This window comes from Bacillus sp. 220_BSPC (assembly GCF_001054655.1).
Taxonomy (GTDB): domain Bacteria; phylum Bacillota; class Bacilli; order Bacillales; family DSM-1321; genus Peribacillus; species Peribacillus frigoritolerans.
Window position 1 is genome coordinate 25,530 of record NZ_JVPL01000120.1, and the last position, 24,502, is coordinate 50,031.

The 24,502-nt window shown below is 40.9% G+C and carries 27 protein-coding genes; all 27 read right to left on the minus strand.

Features of this window, described 5'->3' with window-relative positions; genetic code table 11:
- Nucleotides 1–67: 67 nt before the first annotated feature.
- The 27 genes from ypjB to ADA55_RS07970 all read right to left on the minus strand — a co-directional run bounded on the left by ypjB (nucleotide 68) and on the right by ADA55_RS07970 (nucleotide 24,266).
- On the minus strand, nucleotides 68–853 hold the full coding sequence (ypjB, locus tag ADA55_RS07845) for a sporulation protein YpjB (RefSeq protein WP_034307968.1): 786 nt from the start codon (nucleotides 851–853) through the stop codon (nucleotides 68–70).
- A gap of 119 nt (nucleotides 854–972) precedes the next feature.
- Nucleotides 973–1,569, minus strand: coding sequence for a DUF1405 domain-containing protein (locus ADA55_RS07850; RefSeq protein ID WP_048681648.1), 597 nt, complete (start codon nucleotides 1,567–1,569; stop codon nucleotides 973–975).
- A gap of 177 nt (nucleotides 1,570–1,746) precedes the next feature.
- Nucleotides 1,747–2,514, minus strand: a complete 768-nt coding sequence (locus ADA55_RS07855) for a menaquinol-cytochrome c reductase cytochrome b/c subunit (protein WP_048681651.1) — start codon at nucleotides 2,512–2,514, stop codon at nucleotides 1,747–1,749.
- A gap of 56 nt (nucleotides 2,515–2,570) precedes the next feature.
- Entirely contained in the window at nucleotides 2,571–3,245 is a 675-nt protein-coding gene (gene qcrB / locus ADA55_RS07860) for a menaquinol-cytochrome c reductase cytochrome b subunit (protein ID WP_034307974.1), read from the minus strand.
- 3 nt (nucleotides 3,246–3,248) lie between these two features.
- A complete protein-coding gene (locus tag ADA55_RS07865; RefSeq protein ID WP_048681654.1) occupies nucleotides 3,249–3,755 on the minus strand; it encodes a ubiquinol-cytochrome c reductase iron-sulfur subunit in 507 nt (168 codons plus the stop codon).
- Between the two features lie 160 nt (nucleotides 3,756–3,915).
- Nucleotides 3,916–4,377 carry a YpiF family protein gene (locus tag ADA55_RS07870; RefSeq protein ID WP_048681663.1) on the minus strand — a complete coding sequence of 154 codons (462 nt, stop codon included), beginning with the start codon at nucleotides 4,375–4,377 and terminating at the stop codon, nucleotides 3,916–3,918.
- 162 nt (nucleotides 4,378–4,539) lie between these two features.
- Entirely contained in the window at nucleotides 4,540–5,091 is a 552-nt protein-coding gene (locus ADA55_RS07875) for a ReoY family proteolytic degradation factor (RefSeq protein WP_034307987.1), read from the minus strand.
- 41 nt (nucleotides 5,092–5,132) lie between these two features.
- Complete coding sequence (locus ADA55_RS07880) at nucleotides 5,133–6,404, minus strand: tetratricopeptide repeat protein (protein WP_048681666.1); 1,272 nt, start codon at nucleotides 6,402–6,404, stop codon at nucleotides 5,133–5,135.
- 369 nt (nucleotides 6,405–6,773) lie between these two features.
- The gene (gene aroA / locus ADA55_RS07885; protein ID WP_048681667.1) at nucleotides 6,774–8,060 is read right to left on the minus strand and encodes a 3-phosphoshikimate 1-carboxyvinyltransferase; all 1,287 of its coding nucleotides are present in this window, start codon (nucleotides 8,058–8,060) and stop codon (nucleotides 6,774–6,776) included.
- A 22-nt stretch (nucleotides 8,061–8,082) separates the two neighbouring features.
- Nucleotides 8,083–9,186 (minus strand): prephenate dehydrogenase, encoded by a 1,104-nt coding sequence (locus ADA55_RS07890; protein WP_048681669.1) that lies wholly within the window; start codon nucleotides 9,184–9,186, stop codon nucleotides 8,083–8,085.
- Nucleotides 9,187–9,233: 47 nt separating this feature from the next.
- A complete protein-coding gene (gene hisC, locus ADA55_RS07895; protein WP_048681673.1) occupies nucleotides 9,234–10,346 on the minus strand; it encodes a histidinol-phosphate transaminase in 1,113 nt (370 codons plus the stop codon).
- An 81-nt stretch (nucleotides 10,347–10,427) separates the two neighbouring features.
- The gene (aroH, locus tag ADA55_RS07900; protein ID WP_048681675.1) at nucleotides 10,428–10,796 is read right to left on the minus strand and encodes a chorismate mutase; all 369 of its coding nucleotides are present in this window, start codon (nucleotides 10,794–10,796) and stop codon (nucleotides 10,428–10,430) included.
- Nucleotides 10,797–10,820: 24 nt separating this feature from the next.
- Entirely contained in the window at nucleotides 10,821–11,900 is a 1,080-nt protein-coding gene (gene aroB, locus ADA55_RS07905; RefSeq protein ID WP_048681678.1) for a 3-dehydroquinate synthase, read from the minus strand.
- Between the two features lie 3 nt (nucleotides 11,901–11,903).
- On the minus strand, nucleotides 11,904–13,076 hold the full coding sequence (gene aroC / locus ADA55_RS07910) for a chorismate synthase (protein ID WP_034308003.1): 1,173 nt from the start codon (nucleotides 13,074–13,076) through the stop codon (nucleotides 11,904–11,906).
- A gap of 252 nt (nucleotides 13,077–13,328) precedes the next feature.
- Nucleotides 13,329–14,102, minus strand: a complete 774-nt coding sequence (locus tag ADA55_RS07915; protein WP_048681682.1) for a CheR family methyltransferase — start codon at nucleotides 14,100–14,102, stop codon at nucleotides 13,329–13,331.
- Nucleotides 14,103–14,289: 187 nt separating this feature from the next.
- Complete coding sequence (gene ndk, locus ADA55_RS07920; protein ID WP_034308008.1) at nucleotides 14,290–14,736, minus strand: nucleoside-diphosphate kinase; 447 nt, start codon at nucleotides 14,734–14,736, stop codon at nucleotides 14,290–14,292.
- Nucleotides 14,737–14,832: 96 nt separating this feature from the next.
- Nucleotides 14,833–15,795, minus strand: a complete 963-nt coding sequence (gene hepT, locus ADA55_RS07925; protein ID WP_048681687.1) for a heptaprenyl diphosphate synthase component II — start codon at nucleotides 15,793–15,795, stop codon at nucleotides 14,833–14,835.
- Nucleotides 15,796–15,829: 34 nt separating this feature from the next.
- Nucleotides 15,830–16,540 carry a demethylmenaquinone methyltransferase gene (locus ADA55_RS07930; RefSeq protein WP_034308012.1) on the minus strand — a complete coding sequence of 237 codons (711 nt, stop codon included), beginning with the start codon at nucleotides 16,538–16,540 and terminating at the stop codon, nucleotides 15,830–15,832.
- Between the two features lie 3 nt (nucleotides 16,541–16,543).
- Nucleotides 16,544–17,374, minus strand: a complete 831-nt coding sequence (locus ADA55_RS07935) for a heptaprenyl diphosphate synthase component 1 (RefSeq protein WP_048681690.1) — start codon at nucleotides 17,372–17,374, stop codon at nucleotides 16,544–16,546.
- A 247-nt stretch (nucleotides 17,375–17,621) separates the two neighbouring features.
- Nucleotides 17,622–17,870 (minus strand): trp RNA-binding attenuation protein MtrB, encoded by a 249-nt coding sequence (mtrB, locus tag ADA55_RS07940; protein ID WP_034308017.1) that lies wholly within the window; start codon nucleotides 17,868–17,870, stop codon nucleotides 17,622–17,624.
- 20 nt (nucleotides 17,871–17,890) lie between these two features.
- Nucleotides 17,891–18,457, minus strand: coding sequence for a GTP cyclohydrolase I FolE (folE, locus tag ADA55_RS07945; RefSeq protein WP_034308020.1), 567 nt, complete (start codon nucleotides 18,455–18,457; stop codon nucleotides 17,891–17,893).
- Between the two features lie 305 nt (nucleotides 18,458–18,762).
- Nucleotides 18,763–19,035 carry an HU family DNA-binding protein gene (locus ADA55_RS07950; RefSeq protein WP_034308023.1) on the minus strand — a complete coding sequence of 91 codons (273 nt, stop codon included), beginning with the start codon at nucleotides 19,033–19,035 and terminating at the stop codon, nucleotides 18,763–18,765.
- Nucleotides 19,036–19,539: 504 nt separating this feature from the next.
- Nucleotides 19,540–21,018 (minus strand): stage IV sporulation protein A, encoded by a 1,479-nt coding sequence (gene spoIVA, locus ADA55_RS07955; protein WP_034308024.1) that lies wholly within the window; start codon nucleotides 21,016–21,018, stop codon nucleotides 19,540–19,542.
- 233 nt (nucleotides 21,019–21,251) lie between these two features.
- On the minus strand, nucleotides 21,252–21,977 hold the full coding sequence (locus ADA55_RS07960; protein ID WP_105718769.1) for a hypothetical protein: 726 nt from the start codon (nucleotides 21,975–21,977) through the stop codon (nucleotides 21,252–21,254).
- A gap of 13 nt (nucleotides 21,978–21,990) precedes the next feature.
- A complete protein-coding gene (locus ADA55_RS07965; protein ID WP_048681698.1) occupies nucleotides 21,991–22,188 on the minus strand; it encodes a DUF2768 domain-containing protein in 198 nt (65 codons plus the stop codon).
- 491 nt (nucleotides 22,189–22,679) lie between these two features.
- Nucleotides 22,680–22,832 carry a hypothetical protein gene (locus ADA55_RS29255; RefSeq protein WP_153246109.1) on the minus strand — a complete coding sequence of 51 codons (153 nt, stop codon included), beginning with the start codon at nucleotides 22,830–22,832 and terminating at the stop codon, nucleotides 22,680–22,682.
- Between the two features lie 60 nt (nucleotides 22,833–22,892).
- Complete coding sequence (locus ADA55_RS07970) at nucleotides 22,893–24,266, minus strand: putrescine aminotransferase (protein WP_048681701.1); 1,374 nt, start codon at nucleotides 24,264–24,266, stop codon at nucleotides 22,893–22,895.
- Nucleotides 24,267–24,502: the final 236 nt, after the last annotated feature.

Here is a 24,502-nt window from a genome sequence, read left to right on the forward strand (position 1 = left end):
TTATTACTCTTAATTCTATGGATTGAAGGCAACCGTGTCAAATATAGTGTTCTCTTCCCCTGTCTTTTTAATCATTATGTTCTTTCCTTGGTTTTTCCCTATCACCTTTATACTTCCTCCAGCCTACATAAGAAAGCGTCATGATGATGATTGAGCCTGTCGATATGATGACCCACCAAAGGGAAGGATCTGCATCATCTTCCCCCATATCATCAAAAATGGAGGTTAGTTCGTTTTGCAACGCATCCAGTTCCTTTTGACTTTCTCCATCACTGATTACCTCCGGACGGTATTGGTTGATGTATTGAATCCTCGTGTCCAGTTGCTGCATCGTTTCTTTAGAAAGGTCGACTTTCAAGCTTGGATATATCATTTCATATTGTGATAGGAATAAGTTCAATTGGCTATTGAAGGTAATTGTGTCTTGGTTGATCGCGGCATTCTTTGTCTGCTGGAAGGAATTCATCATTTGATCCTCCATCTCTGTCCAAAGGGGCTGATGGGTAGACTTGACCGCATCAACAACAAGCCGGAACTTTGTAACAGAATTAACCTTTTCGGAATCTCCCTTGTTCATATCCTTTATTGTCATCAACGCCTCATTATGAGCTACAGTGATAATTCGAAGTTCGTCCATGTCAAGGATCTGCTCTTTCGCTGTCTCTTTTAAAAACCGGTCAGAAAAAAACGTCAGCATCTTTTCCGAATCTCCATATCGCTTCAACTTGGTCATTTCCAAGGCTCTATCGGAAATGTTATCTAATTGCTCCAAACTTGAAGAGGATTCTGCATAGACAGGGAAATGTAAGACGACAAATAAAACAGCAATGGTTAATATGAATTTTTTCAACATGCTACTCGTCCCTCCTCATATCTCTACTAAAACGATATGAAAGAAAAAACATGAGTAGACCTCGTTCAACATAAAAAAGTTAACCCTGCTTTTACAAAGCTGTATTTAGAGTTAACTTTTTAATGGATGATGGATAGGGTGGTCCGCTTTTTTCTATATCCAAAGTACCAGCCGACAAAAATGGATAGTATACTGAGCCAAAAAGTGAAATAACCTATCGAATTCATATATACCAATAAATCACGATAAATTGGCATCATTTCAAAAACATAATCGATTATGTCATTATGTATGGTCCAAATCGCAGCCACTATCAAATGCCAAGGTTTTATTCGATAAAATGGTGCATATAATACCCCTTGTATCGCCATCCCCAAATGAGAAGCCATTAACATATAACCTTCCCATGGCAATGAACCGGTTGTCAAGAAGGTCATCAAATTCATTGCAACCGCCCATATTCCATATTTGAATAGTGTCATGATTGCCAACGCTTCCATAAGTCCGAAATTCCTTCTTAACAGGAACCCCAATAAAACAAATACAAAGAACAGGCTAGCTGTCGGGCTGTCCGGTACAAATGCCAAAAAAATCGCCGGAGTGTTTTCCAATTGACTACCGTACCAATAATATCCATAGGCAGTACCGAATATATTTATTAATAATAACAAAGCGAGCATTTGCCGGCTTGCAAGCAAACTGTAAATAACATTCATTCTTTTACCCTCACTTACATTCTCAAGTATATTCATTTTACAGGCCATCAACCAGAAAACCAAGTATTCATTTCAATTTCTTCTCATATACGCTTCAATTTACCAATAAAAAAGCCGACAACCGTAGTCGTCAGCTTCATTTACAGCCTATGAAAGAAATTGATGTTGATGGCTATATTACTTTGTCGATAAGCCAGATACAAATTCAGCTAATGTTGCCAATTCTTCATCTGTACCCTTGAACATGCCAGCTGGCATGGCACCCTGGCCTTTGACTGCGATTTTAGAGATTTCTTCTGGACTTAAGCCTGTGTCAATTAAGCTTGGCGCTCCTGCTCCACCAGTTAACTCTGCTCCGTGACAGCTAATACAGCCACTGGAATCCATCAGTTTATACCCATCGCTCTCTTTATCAATGTCTGCACCTTCCACGATCGCTCCTTGTTTCTTGGAAGCTTCCCAATCATGGTGGGCTGCAGACTCCCATGTCAAATAGAATACGCCGGCAATTGCCAATAGCATGAAGCCTACAGCAAAAGGACGTTTTGCCGGGCTCCGCTCTGGACCACGATCTAAAAAAGGTGCCAGGAGCAACGCTCCGAAAGCCAAACCAGGTATTACCAGGGCCCCGATTGCATTATAAGGACCTGAAGCATAAGTATACTTAAGTAATTGGTAAAGGAATAGGAAATACCAGTCTGGCAGCGGAATGTACGCTGTATCTGTAGGATCTGCTATCCTTTCCAATGGTGACGGATGTGCGATTGTCAGGCAAAGATACCCTACAAGAAATACAGCTCCTACCATCCATTCTTTTAAAAGGAAATTAGGCCAAAATGCTTCAGTTTTCCCAGGATATTCTGAATAATCTTTCGGAATATTCGGTTTACGGTTCGCGGAGATACGCGAGTCACCTACGAATTTCATACCTTTCCCACGATGCATAGAACAATTCCCCTCCTTTATGAAAAGGTTTTTTTGGTTCTTGGTTCACCATTCTTTTATAGTGGACCTGAAATTCCTTGTTTTCGGATCATCAGGAAATGAGCCGCTAGTAATGCAAATAATGCTGCAGGCAGGAAGAATACATGAATTGCAAAGAATCGTGTCAATGTCTGTGCTCCAACGATGGTTGGATCTCCTGCTATCAATGTCTTGAGTGCCGGTCCCATCAACGGTACCGATTCGACAATTGTCAACGTAACTTTCGTTGCGAATAGCGCTTTCATATCCCATGGCAATAAATAACCAGTCAAGCCTAATGCCAGCATGATGAAGAAAATCAATACGCCGACCATCCAGTTCAATTCACGCGGTTTTTTGTAAGCTCCCTGGAAGAAGACACGAAGAGTATGTAAAAACATCATAACGATAACTAGACTTGCTCCCCAGTGATGCATACCACGGACAATTTGACCGAAGGCAACTTCATTTTGCAAATAATAAACAGATTCCCAAGCGTTTTTAATGTCCGGGACATAGTACATCGTCAAGAACATGCCTGACAAGATTTGGATGACCGTAATAAAGAAAGTTAACCCACCAAAACAATATACGAATGCGGAAAAATGATGTGCGGGGTTAACATGTTCAGGAACCTCATGGTCAGCAATATCCCGCCATAACGGCGTAATATCTAAACGCTCGTCCACCCAGTCATATAACTTTGTTAGCAATGTTTACGCCTCCCCGTGCGGTTTTAGTTGACCCAAATAAAGTATTCCATCTTTTTCTTTCGTGTCAAAGACATCCAATGGTGAAACCGGCGGTGTCCCTTTCACATTAATCCCATCTTTCGTATACCTGCCATAATGGCAAGGACAGAAAAATTGATTCGGATTAGTCTTATCCGTATTCCACCCTACCGTACAGCCTAAATGTTTACAGATTGGAGATAAAGCAACGATCTTACCATCATCCGTTTTGTAAACCCAAGCTGTATTTGTTTCTTCAGACTCATACCACCCATCGACCTGTTTAAAACTAAAGTCGACACGGGTCGGTTCGGTAGTCAGATCACCTACCTTCTGCTTAGTTGCAACGTAATCCCCGCCTTTATCAGCTGATAATACAGGATCAATTGCAAACCTAACCATAGGCATCAACATACCGGCCGCCATAAATCCACCAACGCCAGTAAGTGTGTAATTAAGGAATTGACGTCGTGAAACATTATGCTTGCTCATGCATTTTCCCCCCCTCTATTACTATACTGAGAGCCCAAAGGACCAATAAATAGCGACACTATAAAACTAGGACATTTCCATGATATCTCAATAATTTACCAAGGTCAATATTTGTAAAACCCAAAAGGTGGCAACTATGTGTCAAATAATGCGAAAAATCCTACTTTTTTTCATTTTTCCAATTATAAGAGAAAATATCAAGGATTTGGAGAACTTGCTGGTTAATCATTTCCCTTGCTTGGTCAATTTCAAGCCCTTCCAAGGGAATGGCAGGAATCCATACTAAATTATTCTCTAATTCCCGTTCTTCTTTTTTCCACTCGAAGTCCGATGTAAGAAAGAAAACATGCTCGAAATTATTTTCTTTCACTTCATTGGCCCAACGCTTTAACCGTTCAACCTTATCCATTTCATCACTTAAATAATGAAATGTCGGCAATAAAAGAATTCTACCTTTCATCTGCTTTTCAATTTCCAAGCTTAAAATGGTAAGAAATTCATTCATTGAGCCCGTTTGTTTCATTTGCCCTTTAAAAGATAGGGGAACCAAAGGAATCAAAACGGTATCCACATACTCTTTTGACTGCATATACATGTCAAGATCTTTTGCTGTCCACTTCATGTTTTTTCTTCACTCCCGATTTTTTGAATCAACTCCTTATCATTTTACCATTATTTTTATAACATCTTTACCATATACCCATAGTCTTTACAAAAATGTGGATTTTATCAATGTTTTATAAAAAATAAAAACCTTTCCTGATTACGGAAAGGTCAATTTATTTCATCCAAGTACTTTCAATTGATTCAATTGTTCGGTTAAATCCTTAAATGCTTGTTCATCATGCTTATCAAGCGCTTCATCGATTTCCTTAAGCAGACGGTCCCTTTGAAAATACAACATGCTTCTTTCTAAAAATTGTTCAGCTAGCAGCTGATCTTTTTCATTCGATGCCGTCGATTTCGGCATGAAGGGATTGTGCTCGAGTACCGCTGCATATTGATAGGAAGAGTAAGACGATTTAAAATTAAGCTGAATATAAATGTCTTCATCCCGATTTAAACGGATATCATGAAAAGATTTCTCTGCATCGGTCGTCATGATATTGGACTTATAGAACCTGAAAGGGACCTCATCCACACAATGTGTCGACATAATCAGTCCACGTGGGCAATATTGTGCATTTTCTACAAAATGAACCTTTTTCATCAGTTGATCATGACTCATTAAGTAATTCAATATCCACACGCATTCTCTTCGTTTCAGTTGATAATGATTTAAGAACCACCGAATAAAATCCTTCTTCTCATTCACAGAAACAGGGGCAGCCACCATGAATTCCCTCCTCTGTCTTGATTTAGTTTTGTTTCACTTATCTACATTTCCTCTGTGTTTTCACCTAGCCGCTCCAAAATCATTGCATACTCATCATTCGCCGGATTCATCTCAAGCAGCTTATTAAATACTTCTCTAGATGTGGCTCTGTCTCCTTCTTCAATTAAAAAGAAACCATAATCTTCAAGGAAATCTTGATTGCTCTTGAATGAATTATATGCTTTATGATAGCTGGTTAATGACTCTTTAAATTGTTCGGTATGTTGATAAGATACAGCAGCTATCCAGTCAAACTGAGGATCATCCTCTCCATATCGCCTTACTTCACCTATACACTCCAATACATCTTCATACCTTTCTTGGTGCATATACAATTTCAAAAGGGTGAGTGCAGCTTCCAGATATCCCGGATCAATGGCAAGTGCTTCTTTAAATAGATTTTCAGCCTCTTCGTCAAGACCGCTTTTCAAGGCTATTTTACCACCGAAGAAGTAAAGTTCCTTATTGAATTCATCAGCCTTGATTCCTTCTTTGACCGTTTTCAAGGCATTTTCGAGATCTTCAAGATGTTCATAACTCTTTGCCAGGTACAAATATAGTGAATGATATTCATGATCTAATTCTTTCAGTTCAATAAACTTTCGTACGGCTGTCTCATAAAGACCTGCCTGAAAAGCTGTAAATGCATATTCAAATAAAGTATTGATTTCAAGTCCATCCTTCAAGACCTTCTCAAAGTGCGGAAGGGCCTCCTCGAACTTGCCCGAGCTGCTTAATGCTTCAGCAAGCCTCTGATTGACATTAACACCAGCGATTTCTTGTTCCTGTTCCAAAACCTTTATGTAATTTGCAATGGCTTCCTGATCCCTGCCTTGATGAAAGAACAGTTCAGCTAGCGCAAAATCAATGATGATCTCATCTGGAAGCATTTCCTTAGCCTGCAGTAATTTCCGTTCGCTGACCTCATCCATCCCCTGTAATTGATAAAGGTCCGCTTCCAAAAGCAAAGCACTTGGATATACTTCATCATCTGCACTTACTTTTTCAAGCATCAGCATCGCTTCATCTTCCTGGTCCATATCAATCAGGATTTCCGCCAACGAAACAATCAATTCTCCTTCATCGGGATAGAGTTGCAGCAGATGTTCAAAAAGATCCTTTGCCTCTTCCGCAAAGCCAAGCTGGAGCATTTCTTCGGCCAGCAATAAAATGTCCTCTGCTGACTCTGATGATTTAATTCGATTTATATGTTTAAGAGCTTCTGTTAATTCCCCTTTTTTTAAATGCTGTATAACTTGTTCCACTGTGTTCATTGTTGAATCCTTCCTTTTGCATGATAGACTTGGTCCCTAGTCATACACATTCACGCCATAATGTAACATATTCTGCCATTAAGAACAAAATACCATGTAATCGTGAGATGCATAGTAAACAGTATTCATTAGTTTACCATACTGCAGCCTTGTATTCCATCGATGAAGTCCCCTCCCATTCTCATTAAAAAAAGGTTACTAGTTAATTCTCCACGCTGTGGTAAATCTCCTTTTTGATCATGAACCCCTTTTTCATTATTTTCATGATCAATACAGATACAAAATAGCCCTGATGTTAGCGCTTTCAACACTTTTGAGCATTTAAAAAAAGTTTACAGACCAAATAAGGTATGTAAACTTTTTTTATATTTACTTTATCAATTGCGTCAAATGCCCAAAAAATTGTGGATACGATACATCGATGGCATCAGGGTCGGCAAGTTCCACTTCCCCATCCGTTATCAAAGCCGCTACAGCAAGCATCATCCCGATACGATGATCCCCATGGCTTGTAACCGTACCTCCATTCAGGGCTTTACGGCCTTTGATGATCAATCCGTCTGCTGTCGGGGTTATATCTGCCCCCAGGATGGAAAGCTCATTTGCAACAGTATCAATTCGATTCGTCTCTTTCACTTTTAATTCTGCTGCATCCTTGATTGTCGTTACCCCTTCTGCCTGTGTCGCCAGAAGTGCAATTACCGGTATTTCATCGATGAGACGGGGAATTAAATCACCGCTGATGGTCGTTCCTTTTAATCGGGAGCTTCTGACCGTGATGTCACCTGCAGGTTCGCCCTCGCTCGTCTTCTTCTCTATCGTGATATCAGCACCCATCGATTTCATGACTTCGATGATTCCAGTCCTTGTCGAATTAAGGCCCACATTCTTTAATACCACTTCACTATTTTCCGTAATCGCTGCAGCCACCATGAAGAAAGCTGCCGAAGAAATATCACCCGGCACATGGATGTTCGTCCCTTTGAAGACTTGATTTCCGCTTACTTTAATCGTTTGGCCGTCTTTTTCGATTTTTCCGCCAAACTCCTGGATCATTCGTTCTGTATGATCACGGGTCTCTTCCGGTTCGATAATGATCGTTTCACCTTCTGCCTGTAAACCAGCCAAGATTATCGCAGATTTCACCTGTGCACTCGCTACAGGCAATTCGTAGCGAAACCCTTGTAATTTGCCTCCTCTTATGGCGAGGGGAGTATATTCTGCTCCTTTTCGGCCATCAATGGCTGCTCCCATCTGACGAAGAGGGTTTACTACCCGGGTCATTGGACGTTTGGCTATCGATTCGTCACCTGCCAAAACGGCTGAAAAATCCTGTCCTGCCAATATGCCCATCATTAACCTGATCGTGGTACCAGAATTTCCGACATCCAGTACTGATTCAGGTTCCTTTAATCCATTAAAACCTTTGCCTTCAATTTTGACGTGCTGGCCATCTTGTTCAATATGGACTCCTAGCTGCTTAAAACAGGAAATCGTACTTAAACAATCAGCTCCTGGAAGAAAATTAGTTACTGTCGTTTCCCCTTCGGCAAGGGCTCCAAACATTATCGAACGATGGGAGATCGACTTATCTCCAGGTATGGCAATCGAACCACGCAATGTTTGAATGTTCGTTTGTAATTTTTTAGTATTCATAAAACCATCCTTCCCTATATTATTATGCCAGGATCGTTTCATAATCTGTATGTCTTGAAATACACTCCGCAGCTTTTATGCGATCAACATCCGTTTGGAAACTGATGACCAGCACACCGTATATCTCTTCCCTGGTTTCAATGATCCTTATGTTTGTAATGCTGATACCTTCTTGTGCCAAATATCCGGTAATCTCAGAAATTATTCCGGCATAATCCGGTATATCGATATATAAATCATAAAACGCTGGTATGGCGCCTTTCGCATGTGTCGGCAAATCATCCCTGAAAATCTTGGCATCGGTAAAGAATCGAAGGATTTCTTCACTATCTTCATTCGCAACCAGACCTTTTATATGCTCCATTTCATTCAGCCAATCATTCATTAATTCAAGCAGCACTTCCCGGTTATGTAACAAAATGTCACGCCACATTTCCGGACTGCTTGAGGCGATTCTGGTAATATCCCGGAATCCACCTGCTGCGAGCCTTGAAATCAACTTGTTTTCCTTACTGTAATTTTCTGCCTGCTTAACGAGCCCCGATGCGACAATATGCGGAAAATGACTAATGACCCCAGTCAGCTTATCATGTGTGGCAGGACTAACAATAAGAAAGTTAGCTCTTGTCCCCTGCAGCCACCCTTTCAGCTGCTCAACCTTTTCTTCTTTGATGGAATCCCCGGGAGTTAGCAAATAAAATGCATGTTCGAATAAATGTAATTTGGCTGCCGCAGCGCCGCTCTTATGGGAACCAGCCATAGGGTGCCCCCCGATGAAGGCCACCCCTTTATCTATCAATGGTTTCGCTGCCTTAACGACTGTATCCTTCGTACTTCCTGCATCAGATATGAGGACCTCACTTTTTAAATCCATATCAGCCAATTGAGCTAAAATCTTCACGGTTTCATTGACAGGCACAGCAAGTAGAATCAAATCAGCTTCACATGCTCCCGCTTCCAAAGATGATACAGAATCATCAATGATCCCCAATAGCATCGATAGTTGAATATTCTTTTCACTTAGGTCCATACCAACAATCACGGCTTCAGGATGTGCATGGCGTACAGCCATGGCCAGTGATCCGCCTATTAGACCTAAACCTATTACAAAAACCTTACCCTTCACTCTTCTCTCCCCCGCATCTTTTATGCTCCTCTAGGTTTGATGAAACGTTAAAGCAGCGAATCAGAAGGTGCCTCAACTTCATTCAAAAAAGCTTTAATAGCATGGATCATTCCTTCATTTTCTTCCGTAGAACCAATCGTCACCCTCAGGCTGTTTGGAAAACCGAAAGATTTCCCCGACCTTGCGATGAAGCCGCGCTCAAGCAAATATTGAAATACCACATCGGCATCCTGTTTAAAATGGATAAAGATGAAATTACCTTGTGACGGATAATAAGCCAAATTTTCCTTATTGCAAAATTCATAGTACTGCTTTAACCCTTTTTGATTTTCTTCCTTGCATTTTTCAATGAAGGCCTGATCTTCCAAAGCGACGATAGCGATATTCTGTGCAAATGTGTTCACATTGAATGGTTCCCGTGATGGATCTAATTTCTGGATGATATCCTCATCCGCCAAACCGTACCCTACCCTAAAACTGGCAAGTCCATAAATTTTCGAGAAAGTCCGGAGTATGATCAAATTTTTATATTTATTAATCCATTGATTCGTTCTCGGGTAATCCTCAGCGTTTGCATATTCACAATAAGCTTCATCCAAAACGATAAGAACATCTTCCGGCACTTTTTCGATGAACGATAATAAGTCCTGTTCCGAAATGTATTTACCTGTTGGATTATTCGGTGTACAAAGCCAGACAACCGCTGTTTCATCATCTATTACTTTAAGCATTCCTTCTAGATCATGAGCACCGTCAATATGAGGAACTTCCCTGATTTCCGCTCCTTCTAGCGTGGCATTATGGCGATACTGCGAAAAAGTGCCTGTTGCCATGACCGTATTCTTTCCAGCTCCCAATAGACTCCTGGAGATGATTTGAATGTTCTCATCAGATCCATTTCCAAAAATAAGCTGAGTTTCTTTCACACCTGTATGTTTCGCAACAGCTTCCCTTAGCATCGTTGCATATCCATCTGGATAGATGGCAAACGAATGGGTTGAATTCCTAACGGATTCCTTGACCTTTTCCGAACAGCCAAAAGGATTTTCATTTGAAGCTAATTTCGTGATTTTTTCCAACCCGTATAATTTTTTCACTTCATCAGTGGATTTTCCCGGTTGATAAGACTTCAAGGAAAGGACCGCTTCATTCCATTTCATGTCAATCACCTCTATATTTTTATCACTTTAAAGTAAGAAAGTGTGAGAATAGTATATCATATTCATAGATTTATAATCATCTTATATCCGCTTTGTCAAATCTGGCCGTAATACGGTAGCCCCTGCCTGGTAAACATGCTGTATCTCTTTTTGAGATTTTGTCGTATTTACGTGGATCATAACCCGGATGCAAAATGGCAAGGAATTGCTCACCGGTATTTCTTTCATGCATGTAACCGGTACATAAGTCCAGCCTTCGAATTTCCTCAAGGCTTTGGCAGGGAAGACAGAACGAATCTCTTCCGTAGCAGAAAAAAATACAGAAGCTACCATATCGGGATCAATTTCATTGACCTGAATGATCTCGGCCATCAACTTTTCGACAGCAGAAATCACTTCCATTTCTGTGTCTCTTTCTACTGTAGTGGCACCCCTTATTCCTCTTATCACACATAGTCCCCCTTCTCCTGAACTCTAAATCATCTCCGTCATTTCCTCTATCAGCTCAGAGTCGGCTATATCCATTAATAGCGGTGACCCCACTTCGTTTAGCAGGACAAAGGTAGCTGCATCATTGACCGATTTTTTGTCTGTTTTCATTAATTCAAGCAGCATTGCATGTTCAAGTCGGGTTGGAATGGTTATTTGATAACCTAAAGAAGAAACCCAGTCAATAAACTCATCCAGTTTAAAATCGAGATCCACTTTCTTTCTGCTTAATTTAAGTGCATATACCATCCCGATTAAAATCGATTCCCCATGCGTAAAGTTTCCGTATCCCATTGAACCTTCCACTGCATGTCCAAGCGTATGACCAAAATTCAAAAAGGCACGAATGCCGTTTTCCTTCTCATCCTCTTCGACAATTTTAGCTTTAATGCCAATCCCTTTTGTAATCATGGTAAGGAATTGCTCATCCGTTATATCATTCAAATCAACAATATTCGACTTTAACCATAGATAAAGCTCATTATCTGCTATCAAGGAATGTTTAATGACTTCTGCAAAACCTGACCTTAATTCTTTAAGTGGCAGAGTCTTTAAAAATTCCAGATCATAAATGACCGCTTCAGGCTGATGAAAGGCCCCAATCATATTTTTCCCTAGCGGGTGATTGATGGCAACCTTGCCGCCCACTGCACTATCGTGGGCAAGCAAAGTCGTCGGAACCTGTATAAATGGAATCCCTCTCATAAAAGTAGCTGCAACGAATCCGGCCAAGTCACCGACTGCACCGCCGCCAAGGGCGATGATCAATGACTTGCGATTAATCTGTTGGGATAAGCAGAAGCTTTGGCATTCATAAAACACATCGAATGTTTTAGCATGCTCCCCTTCTGGCACTACATGATGCAAGACCGGTTTTCCCGTCTTGAGCAGGGCGTCCTTCACGGTCTGCAAATGAAGTGCCGCCACTTTCTCATCAGTTATGATCAGAATCTTGTTTAGATGATTCAGTTCACGTGTTATTAATTCGGGCAATTCATTGATTGCCTTCTTGCCAATTAAAACCGGGTATTGCTTGGAAGCCGTTTTAATTTGAATGGATTCCATGATTTAAAACCCCTTTACTTCTTCCCGATATGATCTTATGTACTCTGCTAATTGCTCATAACGATCTGAAGGGAATTGATCAACGATGGCAGCCGCCAGTTCCCATGCCACTACCGCCTCAGCTACCACTGCTGCTGCAGGGACCGCACAACTATCGGAACGCTCGACACTTGCTTCAAACACTTCCTTCGTATCGATATCAACACTTTTCAAAGGTTTATATAAAGTGGGGATCGGCTTCATCACACCGCGTACAACTATCGGCATTCCAGTTGTCATACCGCCTTCAAAACCGCCAAGGCGATTGGTTTTCCGGTAATAACCCTGTTCTTCATCCCATGCGATTTCATCATGGACATCACTGCCGAATAGATGGGCCGCTTCAAATCCTAGACCTATTTCCACACCTTTGAATGCATTGATGCTCATTATCGCTGCGGCTAGTTTTGCATCAAGCTTACGGTCATAATGCACATAACTTCCCACTCCCACCGGCATTCCTTCTACAATGACTTCGACGATTCCGCCGATGGAATCACCTTTTTGTTTCGCTTCATCAATTGCATCCTTCATCTGCTGCTCAACGTTTTTGTCGAAACATCTAACGGAAGATTCTTCTGTTACTTGTTGCAATTGCTGGATCGTTTCATATTTTGGCGGTTCTGCCTTCACTCCGCCAATTTCCAAAACATGCGATGCCACTTCAATCCCCAATAAAGACAAAAGTTTTTTTGCGACAGAACCTGCTGCCACCCTTACTGTCGTTTCACGGGCTGAAGATCGTTCCAGAACATTTCTCAAATCGCGGTGCCCATATTTAATCCCGCCGTTCAAGTCGGCATGACCAGGACGAGGCCGGGTGATTTTACGTTTAATTTCTTCAGCTTCCTCTTCTGAAAGCCCTTCACTTCCCATAATCTTTGTCCAATGTTTCCAATCATCGTTCTCGACCACCAAAGCAACCGGTGAACCGAGAGTGTAGCCATGTCTGATTCCTGAAGAAATAAAAGCCTGATCTTTCTCGATCTGCATCCTTCTTCCACGTCCATGCCCTTTTTGCCGGCGTCCCAATTCTTGATTGATATCCTCATTCGAAATCGGCATTCCCGCCGGTAATCCTTCAATGATAGTAGTCAGTTGCGGACCATGTGATTCTCCCGCTGTTAAATATCTCATCTTCCAGCCCCCTTTTAGCACTTTAAAGTGTATATGTATCAATATACCACAATTTTATGAAATGTGGGTATATGTAAAACGTAAAAACCATATTGTTTGAATTTAATCACTTTTCACTCTATTTTACAAGTACTTAAACATTTTCGATATAGTTTAATCTTTCAAATCAGAATTCTGTTGGATTTACTATAACTCGACAAACGAAAAGGACTGAACGCCCATGAGCAGAATCAGTCCCTTTTTTAAAAGTATTTACTTTTTCTTATAAAAAAATGTGTCGATCGTTTCAAATTGATATTTTCCAGGGGTGAATATTTGCTCTGTACTTCCTACAAAAAAAACCCCGCCGCTCCTTAATGATGCACTGAAATTTTCATATAACAAATTTTTCGCTTCTTCCGTGAAATAAATTAGCACATTGCGGCAAATGATTAAATCGAACCCTTGTTCAAATCGATCAGCGAGAAGGTTTTGCTTTTTAAATGTTACCCTTCTCTTGATTTCTTCATCGACACGATAAAAATCCGCTTTTTTTTCAAAGTATTTCCTTTTGATTTCTTCAGGCACTTCATTTAAGGAACGCTCAGGATACATCCCCAATTTCGCTCGCGCCAACACATTTTCATCCAGATCCGTCGCCAATATCTCTATCTGGCTAAGTGGAACCAGATTGGATAAAATCATGGCAAGCGTGTATGGTTCCTCACCAGTTGAACAGGCCGCGCTCCAAATCTTCAACTTTTTTTTGCTTGCTAATAACCCAGGAAGGATTTTCCGCTCCAACACTTCCCATCTTTTCGCATTTCGATAAAATTCGGAGACATTGATTGTCATTCTATCCAGAAACTCATTTAAAACTTCGGAGTTGGTTTGAATGTCTTTATAGTATTCACGAAATGAATGATATCCTCTTTTTTCATATAGAGATGTCAGTCGCCTTTTCATTTGCCCTTCCTTATATAATGCCAAATCAATGCCTGTCAACGTCTTGATATTGCGAATAAACTCTTCATATTCTTGAGGCATTCCTACGACTCCCCTGCACATAATTATTTTAAGTGGTCCTTCCCTTTATATATCGGAGAGTGCCATATTTTCTTTAAACTGCAATAATTCCTTACCATGCCGGGAAGCTTAAAAAGCAATGCAAAAAAAACGGGTTCCATCGCATAATGACGATGGAACCCGCTTCCTATATAGTGATGAGTACTAATTAATAAACCCACTCGTTTACAAGTTTAGAATACTCAACAAGTTCTTCTTCTTTGAAGAATAAACCGATTTCACGTACAGCGCTTTCAGCTGAATCAGATCCGTGAATGATGTTTTTGCCGACAGTTACGGCAAAATCGCCACGAATTGTTGCTGCTGCTGCATCTTTAGGGTTAGTAGCACCCATCATTTGACGTGCTGTAGCGATTACATTTTCGCCTTCCCAAACCATTGCGAAGACAGGACCTGAAGTAATGAAGTCCACTAATTCGCCAAAGAAAGGACGTTCTTTGTGCTCGCCATAATGTTGCTCAGCCAATTCTTGAGAAATGACCATTAATTTTGCTCCTGCAAGAAGGAAGCCTTTCTTTTCGAAACGGGAAACGATTTCACCGATTAAATTGCGTTGAACGCCGTCAGGCTTTACCATTAAAAATGTTCTTTCCATGAATGTCACTCCTAATATGTATCATTGTTATTTGCCTATATAAGGCAATACTTTTAGAATATTACCATTGTTTGATGAGTTTCGCAACTCCCATTATCAAAACTTTCTTTTTCCGATATTTTTCGCGATATCCGATAAAGTTTTTCTAGCTTTAATGGCAGGAAGACCTTTCAACTCAGTAAAAGCTTTTTCTAAATACATATCACTGATCCTCGCTGCCTGTTCAATGGCACCGGAAGTTTTTATCGCATTGATTATATGGGACATTTCATCTTTTGGCGTATCTTCCCGAACAGTTTCGATAAGCTTTTTTAACTTTGGATCCTCCATAGCGATCAAAACGGGTAAAGTGATATTACCTTGAATCAAATCACTCCCGGCCGGTTTACCAAGTTCTTCTTCCGACGCCGTAAAATCCAATATATCATCGGTGATTTGATAGGACATACCGACATAATATCCGAATTTAAATAGCTTTTCGTGAATCCCCTCGTCAACACCTGCTGAAATGGCTCCCAACTGGCAGCTGGATGCAATGAGCAATGCCGTTTTCCGTTTGATCCGTCTAAAATATATCCGCCAATTCTGTTCGAAATTATACTTATCTTTAATTTGTTCAATTTCCCCAAGACATAGTTCAACCATGGTATCAGCGAGAATTTGATGCGCAAGCGGAGACTCGATGACCGCCATCATTTCCAGTGCACGAGCAAAAATGAAGTCGCCTGTGTACATGGCGACACGATTATCCCATTTCGACTTGATGGTAGCCGACCCCCTGCGTAAATCCGCATCATCCACAACATCATCATGTACAAGGGAAGCCGTATGGATCAGTTCCAAAGTCGCTGCGACATGCTTTACGACATGAATATCATAGTTGCCAAACTTCGCACCCAATAGGACGAATACCGGACGGATCCGTTTTCCACCGGATTGCAGTAAATGCAGGGAAGCTTCCCTTAAAACCGTGGAATCCGCTTCAATTGCGGCTTCCAGTTCTTTTTCTATTAATTGCAAATCTGCATTCAAAAATGAATACATCATTTTAAATTTCATACATTCCACCCAGCTTTGTCCATTGCTATTCTGCTTATTTTGAAGGCTTGTACCCGAAATGTGTTGCTGCTACCCCACCGAAATGGGCTTTATAACTGACATTTTCCATTCCTGCCTGCTTAAACATGTTTTCAAGCTTTTTCATGCCTGGGAAATCTCGAGCCGATTCCTGCAGCCATGAGTATTCACTATAGCTTTTTGCGAATAATTTGCCGAACATGGGCATGATGAAACGGAAATAAAAATAATAGCCCTGTTTAAAGCCTAGCATCGTTGGCTGTGACGTATCCAGGCAAACGACCATACCACCTGGCTTCGCTACACGGTTTAACTCTTTAAGCACCTTCATGTAATCAGGGACATTCCGCAGCCCGAAACCGATCGTGACATAGTCAAAGCTATTATCCTCAAAAGGAAGTTCCATTGCATTCCCATGCATTAGGGAAACTTGATCCAGATTGAGTTCCTTCACCTTTTGTTCGCCGATTTTCAGCATGTTTTTACTAAAATCCAGACCAACAACCTTTCCTTCTGGTCCTACTTCATTAGCAAGGGCAATGGTCCAGTCCGCTGTTCCACAGCATACATCCAGTGCATGGGCGCCTTTTGGGACATTCATGATGGCCATTGTAGCCTTCCGCCATTTAAGATGCTGTTTAAAGCTGATGAGGGAATTCATCTTGTCATAATTTCCGTAAATCTTTTCAAAGACATGATGAACTTTTTGCTCTTTAGACTGCTCCATGATTCACCCTTCTTTCACATATGAATTTGCCATACTCTCTGTTTGTTCCAAGATGGCCTTCACTCTTTCCAGTAGTTCATCATCCAACTTTGCCAGCTTCCGCATCGAGCGCTCTACGGATTGCCTGGCATCCCTCAGGCACTTGTCGAATCGGGTGCGTACCTGTTCTTCCTTATCCGAAATGGGAACATCCCCACCGGTCGAGTCATCAAAAGGCATTTCCCTTAGGACATCAAAAACTATTGATTCCCCCGACTTCATATAACTGCTCTTCTCGGCATGCAACCGTTTTAAAAGCAGCAGGTCTTCCGATATTTCTATCCAGGCAGGCTCATTATAGTAATCCGCCAGTTTCTGAATCAGCGAAGCCTCTATCGCTTTTACCGTCATTAAAAGCGTTGGTACATCATGAATCGATCCTTGTTGGTATAGAATGATTTTATTATCATTTATTTTTTTTATCGCGCTTGAAAGGATACGGATCATATCAACATTACCTACACTGGCAAGCCCTTGATAATATAAGCCGCTATAGTAATCACCGGCAAGCACTTGTAATTGACGATTTTTCAATACCTCGGGCGACTCGATTCCTTCACCCGAATTCGAGACGATTTCATGGGTATCCAGAGCTATTTGCACTAACATGGTTGAAATGATGTATTGATTCCGTTTTTCGCTTGTAACGTCCAAATCGTTAAACAATCCCCAAAGCAACATCAGTTTATCTTCGTCCAAGCTTGGCTTTTGTATATACTTCAACAAATATGGATGTTGAGCTTTCGTTTCTATTAATCGTTTTAATTGCCTTATGTCGTCCGTAATGTTTAACAATTGAGATCACCCTTGCATCCCCGAAAGATAATTTTTTTCATACATATTGGTTTCTGTCTGTGTAAAATACACATTATTATACCATAAAAACAATCAGATGAAATGGTCAACGTTTATAAAATGAAACTTCCAAAAACAAGGAAATCATCGACTTTTGCTCTTCAAAAAAATGGATGCGGGAAATTTACAGCTTGTTAAACGCGATATCAGGTGATTGATTTATAATGAACCAAGCATTGAGAAACGATCATTTGTCAGGTGAATTCTTTTTGGAATCACTTTCTATCTCTCCGAATGGAGTATAGACCTTTGCATGGCCCCTGATTTTAATTGCCGAGGTATGCTCCGTGAATTGTGCGATCATCACCTCTCCTGAGTCCAGTTTTTCGGAGTGGTGAAACTTGGTGTCCGTTCCCCTTGTCAACCCGATGACATTCACACTATCCTCAATGGCTTTGATTACGACAAAATCATTCAGAATCTTTTTATCATTCATTTTTTCCTGCCCCCATATCCTTAGTCTTTAATGAATGCCAGTACTTCAGCTCTCGTACGGTGATCCTTCGCAAACGTTCCCCTTACAGCTGAAGTCACTGTTTTAGAGCCGGGTTTTTTTACGCCTCGCATGGTCATGCACATATGTTCAGCCTCTACTACAACCATTACACCATGAGGCTCGAGCTTTTCCATTATCGAGTCTGCAACTGTAGAAGTGATGCGCTCTTGAAGCTGCGGACGCTTCGATACTGCCTCAACCGCCCGTGCCAATTTGCTTAAACCAGTCACTTTTCCGTTTTTCGGAATATATGCTACATGGGCTTTCCCGTAAAAAGGGACTAAATGATGTTCACATACCGAGTAAAACGGAATATCCTTTACAAGTACGAGTTCTTCATGGTCCTCCCCAAAAACAGTATCGAAATATTCCTTTGGATCCTGATTAAGTCCAGAAAAAATTTCTTCATACATTCTGGCTACACGAGCAGGAGTATCCAGCAGTCCTTCCCTCGTTGGGTCTTCCCCTACAGCCTCGAGAAGCATTTTAACCGCTTCTTCTAATTTGGCATGATCAACATTAGCCATTTTTTGTACCTCCTAAAAAATCAATAATATTATGTATTAGATAAAAAAACCAAAGCGCGTTGCACCCGGAAATCCATAATTGCAATTATTAAAGCTACCGATTACCCATAGATTGAATTCCATTAAAGGCAGTTTCGCCGGAAGCGGTTTCGGATGGATATTTTCTTGTTACAGAATTACCATCTGAAGCGTTTCTAAAATATTCACTGTCTTTTATATTATCACAGATGGAAATTAAGAAGCAAAAAAAGGACCGCGTTTTCACGCGGCCCTTTTCGGTTAAGCACCCGTATGTAATGGTAGAATTACTTCACTGCATCTTTCAGCGCTTTACCGGGTTTGAAAGCTGGCACTTTGCTAGCTGCAATTTCGATTTCGTCACCAGTTTGTGGGTTACGGCCTTTACGAGCCGCACGTTCACGAACTTCAAAGTTACCAAAACCAATCAATTGGACTTTATCACCGTTTTTTAGAGCTTCTAAGATTGTATCAAAAACAGCATCAACAGCTTTTGTAGCGTCTTTCTTAGAAATTTCAGTTGCTGTAACAACTTCATTAATTAATTCTGTTTTGTTCATGCCATTCACCTCCTCCCAAAAGGAATCTTTATAAAAAATCATTATTACAACACTATAATAGTGATTTGATATTAGCTTCGGTCAAAAAATTTTCATTCCCTGACAATCAGGGATTACCAAGCCGGTTTAATTTCCAAATTATTCATCCAGAAATGTATAAATAGGTTGAAATCGCTGTTATAACGCGTTTTCTGTATGTAGATTATCACAAATCCTATAAGCTTAGCAAGGGAATTCAAAAAATAATGGGAATCTTTTCATTAATAATTGTATATATTATAAATTTTGTCTTTCGCTATTCATCATTTCCCTTTTTTATAGAAATTAAACTTATTATATTGCTGAAAATCGCTTAACCACAGGGTTTTTTCATGATTATACTAAAAAACAGCAGGTTAATTCAAATATTAGCGTTCATAAATGATATTTTTCTTGCGATCCTGCCATTTCCTTCATGTAAAAAGACCAATCCATAAATGGAGTTGGTCCAGCCTTAAACGTTTTCTATAAGATGATGGCAATCAAGCCGCCACTGCCCTCATTAATAATCCTCTCAAGTGTTTCTTTCAATTTATAGCGTGCATTGTCTGGCATCATTGCTAATTTCACCTGTATGCCTTCCCTTACGTAGGAACTTAGGCTTCTTCCAAAAATATCGGAGTTCCAAATGGAAAGTGGATTGTCTTCGAAATCCTGCATCAGATACCGTACTAATTCCTCACTTTGCTTTTCCGTACCGATGATTGGCGAGAACTCGGATTCGACATCGACCTTGATCATATGGATGGAAGGAGCTACGGCTTTTAGCCTGACACCGAACCTGGCTCCCTGGCGGATGATTTCCGGTTCATCAAGACTCATATCGTTAAGGGATGGGGCTGCGACACCATATCCAGTTTGTTTAACCATTCTCAATGCATCGGCCACCTGATCATATTCTGCTTTCGCATACGCAAAGTCCTGCATCAATGATAACAGATGATCCTTGCCCCGAATCTCCACACCGACAATTTCCTTCAGAATATCATCATAGAGTTCATCCGGAGCGTATAGGTCTATTTCTGCAACCCCCTGCCCCATCTCAATGCCTGCAAGCGCTGCACGGTCAATGAACTCAAATTCATTGAAATGACCGACTACACGGTCAACATCCCTCAGGCGCTTAATGTCCTTGACGGTCTCTTTAACCGCTTCCTGGTAACTTTCCCTTAACCAATGATCCTCGCGCAGAACCATTACCCAGCTCGGGAGATTAACATTTACCTCGAGAACAGGAAATTCGTACAAGGCCTCGCGCAGTACGCTGTAAACATCCGATTCCCGCATTCCTTCGACACTCATGGCCAATACGGGGATATCATACTTTTCCTGCAAGGATTCCCTCAGTGCTACCGTATTCGGGTGGTGAGGCTGAACGGAATTGACAATCATGATAAATGGCTTGCCAACCTCCTTCAATTCTTCGACGACCCTTTCCTCGGCCTCTAAATAATCACTTCGCGGGATTTCTCCTATCGAACCATCCGTCGTAACGACCACGCCTAATGTGGAATGATCCTGAATTACTTTGCGAGTGCCGATCTCGGCAGCTTCATTGAACGGAATCGGCTCTTCATACCAAGGCGTGTGAATCATGCGGGGACCATTTTCATCTTCATACCCTTTTGCCCCGGGTATTGTATAACCGACACAATCGACTAAACGGATGTTCACGTCGAGACCTTCAGCTACTTGAATCGATGCTGCCTGGTTCGGTACGAATTTGGGTTCCGTCGTCATGATCGTCTTTCCGGCAGCACTTTGAGGCAATTCATCCTGCGCCCTGGCACGGTCCGCCTCAGACGGTATATTCGGAATGACGACTAGCTCCATGAATTTTTTAATAAATGTGGATTTTCCAGTCCTGACGGCACCGACCACCCCCAAGTATATATCGCCACCGGTCCGTTCAGCTATATCTTTAAAAATATCTACCTTTTCCAAGGTATCCCCTCCCGAATTAGAGTTTTGGGATTTCGTTTATCCATTTGCATTTATTTAGGACAATATATATCTATGATGTTGTCCTAAAAATTTATTCCATTTATTTCCCTGGTTCAATCCCTTCCTCCACCAGAAATTTTTATATAAGGGTTGTTATTTTAAAAGTAAGATGAAATAAAGATAAAAGAAATAACCCTTCCCCTACAATATATTTTGCAGAAGAAGGGTTATGCCTATTTTGTAAGAAATATTGGAGTATTTGTTTTTTCATCAATTGTATATGGTAACGAATAGGCAGGGACGAAATCCGTACTCTGCACCAGCAGTTCCCGGATATCTTCACCTTGCTTGATTTTCCCCTCATGCTTCTTCAATGCCTCAAGTAAATCCGGGGTATAATCAACAAAAATGCTGCCTTGACCATCGACTACAAGGTATAAATCTTTTTGTGAAAATGGACTCGTGACCGTCGGAGCTTCCTTCAGGCCCATCTTTTCATAATCAAGCGTGAAGACATTATCGGATAACCTTTCCTTAAACGGCGGGTATCCGTTGCTTTGCTGATAGGCAGTCAATCTCAAGGAAACATCCTGAATCTTCTGCGCCATTCTGACATCCAACAGCTTTACAGTCGGGTCTTTTTCAACATTTACGAGGATGTATTGAAAGACACCCCCTGATTCAAAGGCATTGTCCGGCGGTTCAGCCATATACCTCGGCGAAATCTTAGAAAATTTTATGACATATTTTTGATAAATCGGTGTCCCTGCATCTTTAGTAACTATCGGCAGTATGCCGCCTTCATCTTTCTGAAATTGATCCACTGCACTTTGGACGGATTGTAATTGCTCTTTATAAGGCAGTTGGTTTTGCATTTTTTGCTTCTCCGGATATAAGCAGCCAGCTAATGATACAGAGATGCATAATAAACATAATATTTTGAAAAAATTTCTCATCATTTCTCCTCACCTATCAAGTGGTTGGCCCGCTAAGTACAACGATAAGGATGATCAAGCCGGCCAGAATCATAAGTATGTATGCGATAATTGCTGTCAAGACTCTCCAAAAACCTTTTAATTTATAGCGGCTTAAGTAGATTAGAAATATAGAGATAACCATAAAGCCCATAGCTATAAAGGATATCCACATTTTTTGCAGGGCAGGTGTCATATCTTCATCACTCCTTTTTCCAGAAATTATTATAACATACCAAATTACGTTAAAGGAATTAAATCCTTGTCCACTCTGTGTAATTCCTTACTCGTTCTCGTGAAAAAAAATTTCTGAGATCCAGTTATATAAAGAGAAATATGTAATTATTCCCTCCTCCAAGCAACAAAAAACAGCGCAAAGACTGTTTCAATTTATAAACAAACTCGATAATAATTGAGTTTGCCGACCGTTTTTTAAGGTGTTTAAAATTTGACCGTTGATTGGAATGTAGGGCACTCGCTTTCCACGGAAGGTCCGCCCTCGGCGCCATTAGCGCCTGCGGGGGTCTCCCTTGGCCCCGCTTTCCCGCAGGAGTCCCGTAAGTTCCGTTCCAATCAACTTTGTGTTAACAGGAAGATAAGCTCCTTATTTAAGGATGAAAGCTCGAGGTGATGAGGATACCTTTGATCAGCTTGAAATGTTTACTTTAGACCACCTGGTGCAGTGAACTATTTGACTAGTAAAATGGAGGCTGCCATTGATGTAAAGAAGATGGCCACCTGGACTTGACGAAGGGTGGGAATGGTCGAAACAATGACCTTGGAGAGTTCATCAATCTCTAAAACTGCTACAAATTCAAAAAGGTTTCGGAATGATACCATTCCGAAACCTTTTTATCTACAGTCTGAATCAGCCCAAAGGCTGTTTTTCTGCTCTTTTAATTAAGATTGAAGCGTCGGCAAGACTTCTTTAAACGCTTTAATGACTGTATCGACTTCATCCAGCTTAATAGTCAATGACGGCTCGATCCTGATTGTTTTGGAATTAATAAGCGTACCTGCCACCAAGATGCCTTTATCAAAAAGGGCTTTTGAGAATTCATAACCCACTTCATCTTTATGGAATTCAATACCGATCATTAAACCTTGGCCGCGGATTTCCAGCACCTTATCTTTGTGCTCAGCAGCCACTTCCCTTAACCCATTTAAGAAGTATTCTCCAACTTCTGCAGCACGCTGCGGTAAGTTTTCTTCCAAAAGTACGTCGATCGTAGCAATTGCCGCAGCACAAGCTAGTGGATTTCCGCCAAATGTCGTAGTATGCATGAATGGATTGTCGAACCAGCTTTTAAATACTTTTTCATTGGCTACAACCGCGCCTGCTGGCATTACTCCGCCACCAAATGCTTTCGCTAAACAAATAATGTCCGGAACAACATCATATAGCTCAGAAGCGAACATTTTACCTGTCCGTCCCATTCCTGTTTGCACTTCATCCAAGATCAATAACGCATCATATTCGTCACATAATGCACGAACCTGCTTTAAATAATCTTGCGGAGGCAGAATGACCCCTCCTTCACCTTGAATAGGCTCCAACAGCACAGCAGCAACATCTTCACCGACCAATGCACAACTTTCAAACGTTTTTCTCATCATATCCACATCACCGAATGGTACATGGCGCACACCTGGTACCAACGGGATGAACGGTTTTCTGAACATGCCCTTTGCCGTTGCCGATAGGGAACCAAGGCTTTTCCCATGAAATGATTTTGTCGTGGAAATGATCGTGTATTTGTCACTGTACATTTTAGCCAGCTTAAGTGCAGCCTCCACGCTCTCGGTACCGCTGTTCGTAAAGAATGAGTATTTTAGATCTCCCGGTGTGATTTCAGCAAGGATCTTGGCAAGCATTGCACGTAATGGATCAAGCAAGTCCTGGCTATGAAGGGCTTGTCTTTGCAATTGATCGGTTACGGCCTTTACTACTTTAGGGTTACGATGGCCAACATTATAAATACCAAAGCCACCTAAACAATCAATATATTTTTTTCCATTTACATCCGTAAAACAGGAATCTTGATCAGACCACTCCACCGAAGCGAATTGTGTGTCTTTAGTGACCGTCTTCCGATATTCCAAAAATCCAGGGTTTACATGGTTACGGAAATTCTCGACCGTTTCTCTTGTTACCCACTGTGCATCTTCTTTTGAAATTTCTTTTTGCTCGATTAATTGAAGCACCTTTTTAATATAATCTTGAGTTGCTGATTGGTTAGCTTGAGTGTTTTTACTTTCTACGTTAATTGACATTTTATAATCTCCTTTTTTTATAGCTTTAGTTGATGGGTTAATTAAGTTTGCTTTTTTTATGAAACTTTGATGCTTACCTCCCTTTTTTCTTATACTTACTAATCAAGCAAGAACCATGCCAAGTTAATTAACCAATAAAAACGCATTTTTTAAAAAAAATCACTCTAAAACTATGCAAATATGCATATCGTTATTTCACTTTGCATAATCGAGTTTGGGAAATCATTGATAAGCTT

What these genes read in the sequence shown, in the direction of transcription:
- ypjB (WP_034307968.1), bottom strand. Translation starts at nt 853, where the DNA reads ATGTTGAAAAAATTCATATTAACCATTGCTGTTTTATTTGTCGTCTTA.
- ADA55_RS07970 (WP_048681701.1), bottom strand. Translation starts at nt 24,266, where the DNA reads ATGTCAATTAACGTAGAAAGTAAAAACACTCAAGCTAACCAATCAGCA.
- hisC (WP_048681673.1), bottom strand. Translation starts at nt 10,346, where the DNA reads ATGAAATGGAATGAAGCGGTCCTTTCCTTGAAGTCTTATCAACCGGGA.
- ADA55_RS07915 (WP_048681682.1), bottom strand. Translation starts at nt 14,102, where the DNA reads ATGCCTCAAGAATATGAAGAGTTTATTCGCAATATCAAGACGTTGACA.
- ADA55_RS07880 (WP_048681666.1), bottom strand. Translation starts at nt 6,404, where the DNA reads ATGAACACAGTGGAACAAGTTATACAGCATTTAAAAAAAGGGGAATTA.
- folE (WP_034308020.1), bottom strand. Translation starts at nt 18,457, where the DNA reads ATGGCTAATGTTGATCATGCCAAATTAGAAGAAGCGGTTAAAATGCTT.
- ADA55_RS07855 (WP_048681651.1), bottom strand. Translation starts at nt 2,514, where the DNA reads ATGCATCGTGGGAAAGGTATGAAATTCGTAGGTGACTCGCGTATCTCC.
- ndk (WP_034308008.1), bottom strand. Translation starts at nt 14,736, where the DNA reads ATGGAAAGAACATTTTTAATGGTAAAGCCTGACGGCGTTCAACGCAAT.
- ADA55_RS07865 (WP_048681654.1), bottom strand. Translation starts at nt 3,755, where the DNA reads ATGAGCAAGCATAATGTTTCACGACGTCAATTCCTTAATTACACACTT.
- mtrB (WP_034308017.1), bottom strand. Translation starts at nt 17,870, where the DNA reads ATGAATGATAAAAAGATTCTGAATGATTTTGTCGTAATCAAAGCCATT.
- ADA55_RS07930 (WP_034308012.1), bottom strand. Translation starts at nt 16,540, where the DNA reads ATGGAGCAGTCTAAAGAGCAAAAAGTTCATCATGTCTTTGAAAAGATT.
- ADA55_RS07965 (WP_048681698.1), bottom strand. Translation starts at nt 22,188, where the DNA reads ATGACACCTGCCCTGCAAAAAATGTGGATATCCTTTATAGCTATGGGC.
- ADA55_RS07870 (WP_048681663.1), bottom strand. Translation starts at nt 4,377, where the DNA reads ATGAAGTGGACAGCAAAAGATCTTGACATGTATATGCAGTCAAAAGAG.
- aroA (WP_048681667.1), bottom strand. Translation starts at nt 8,060, where the DNA reads ATGAATACTAAAAAATTACAAACGAACATTCAAACATTGCGTGGTTCG.
- aroC (WP_034308003.1), bottom strand. Translation starts at nt 13,076, where the DNA reads ATGAGATATTTAACAGCGGGAGAATCACATGGTCCGCAACTGACTACT.
- ADA55_RS07850 (WP_048681648.1), bottom strand. Translation starts at nt 1,569, where the DNA reads ATGAATGTTATTTACAGTTTGCTTGCAAGCCGGCAAATGCTCGCTTTG.
- ADA55_RS29255 (WP_153246109.1), bottom strand. Translation starts at nt 22,832, where the DNA reads ATGGTATCATTCCGAAACCTTTTTGAATTTGTAGCAGTTTTAGAGATT.
- aroB (WP_048681678.1), bottom strand. Translation starts at nt 11,900, where the DNA reads ATGGAATCCATTCAAATTAAAACGGCTTCCAAGCAATACCCGGTTTTA.
- ADA55_RS07875 (WP_034307987.1), bottom strand. Translation starts at nt 5,091, where the DNA reads ATGGTGGCTGCCCCTGTTTCTGTGAATGAGAAGAAGGATTTTATTCGG.
- ADA55_RS07950 (WP_034308023.1), bottom strand. Translation starts at nt 19,035, where the DNA reads ATGAACAAAACAGAATTAATTAATGAAGTTGTTACAGCAACTGAAATT.
- hepT (WP_048681687.1), bottom strand. Translation starts at nt 15,795, where the DNA reads ATGAAATTTAAAATGATGTATTCATTTTTGAATGCAGATTTGCAATTA.
- ADA55_RS07960 (WP_105718769.1), bottom strand. Translation starts at nt 21,977, where the DNA reads ATGATGAGAAATTTTTTCAAAATATTATGTTTATTATGCATCTCTGTA.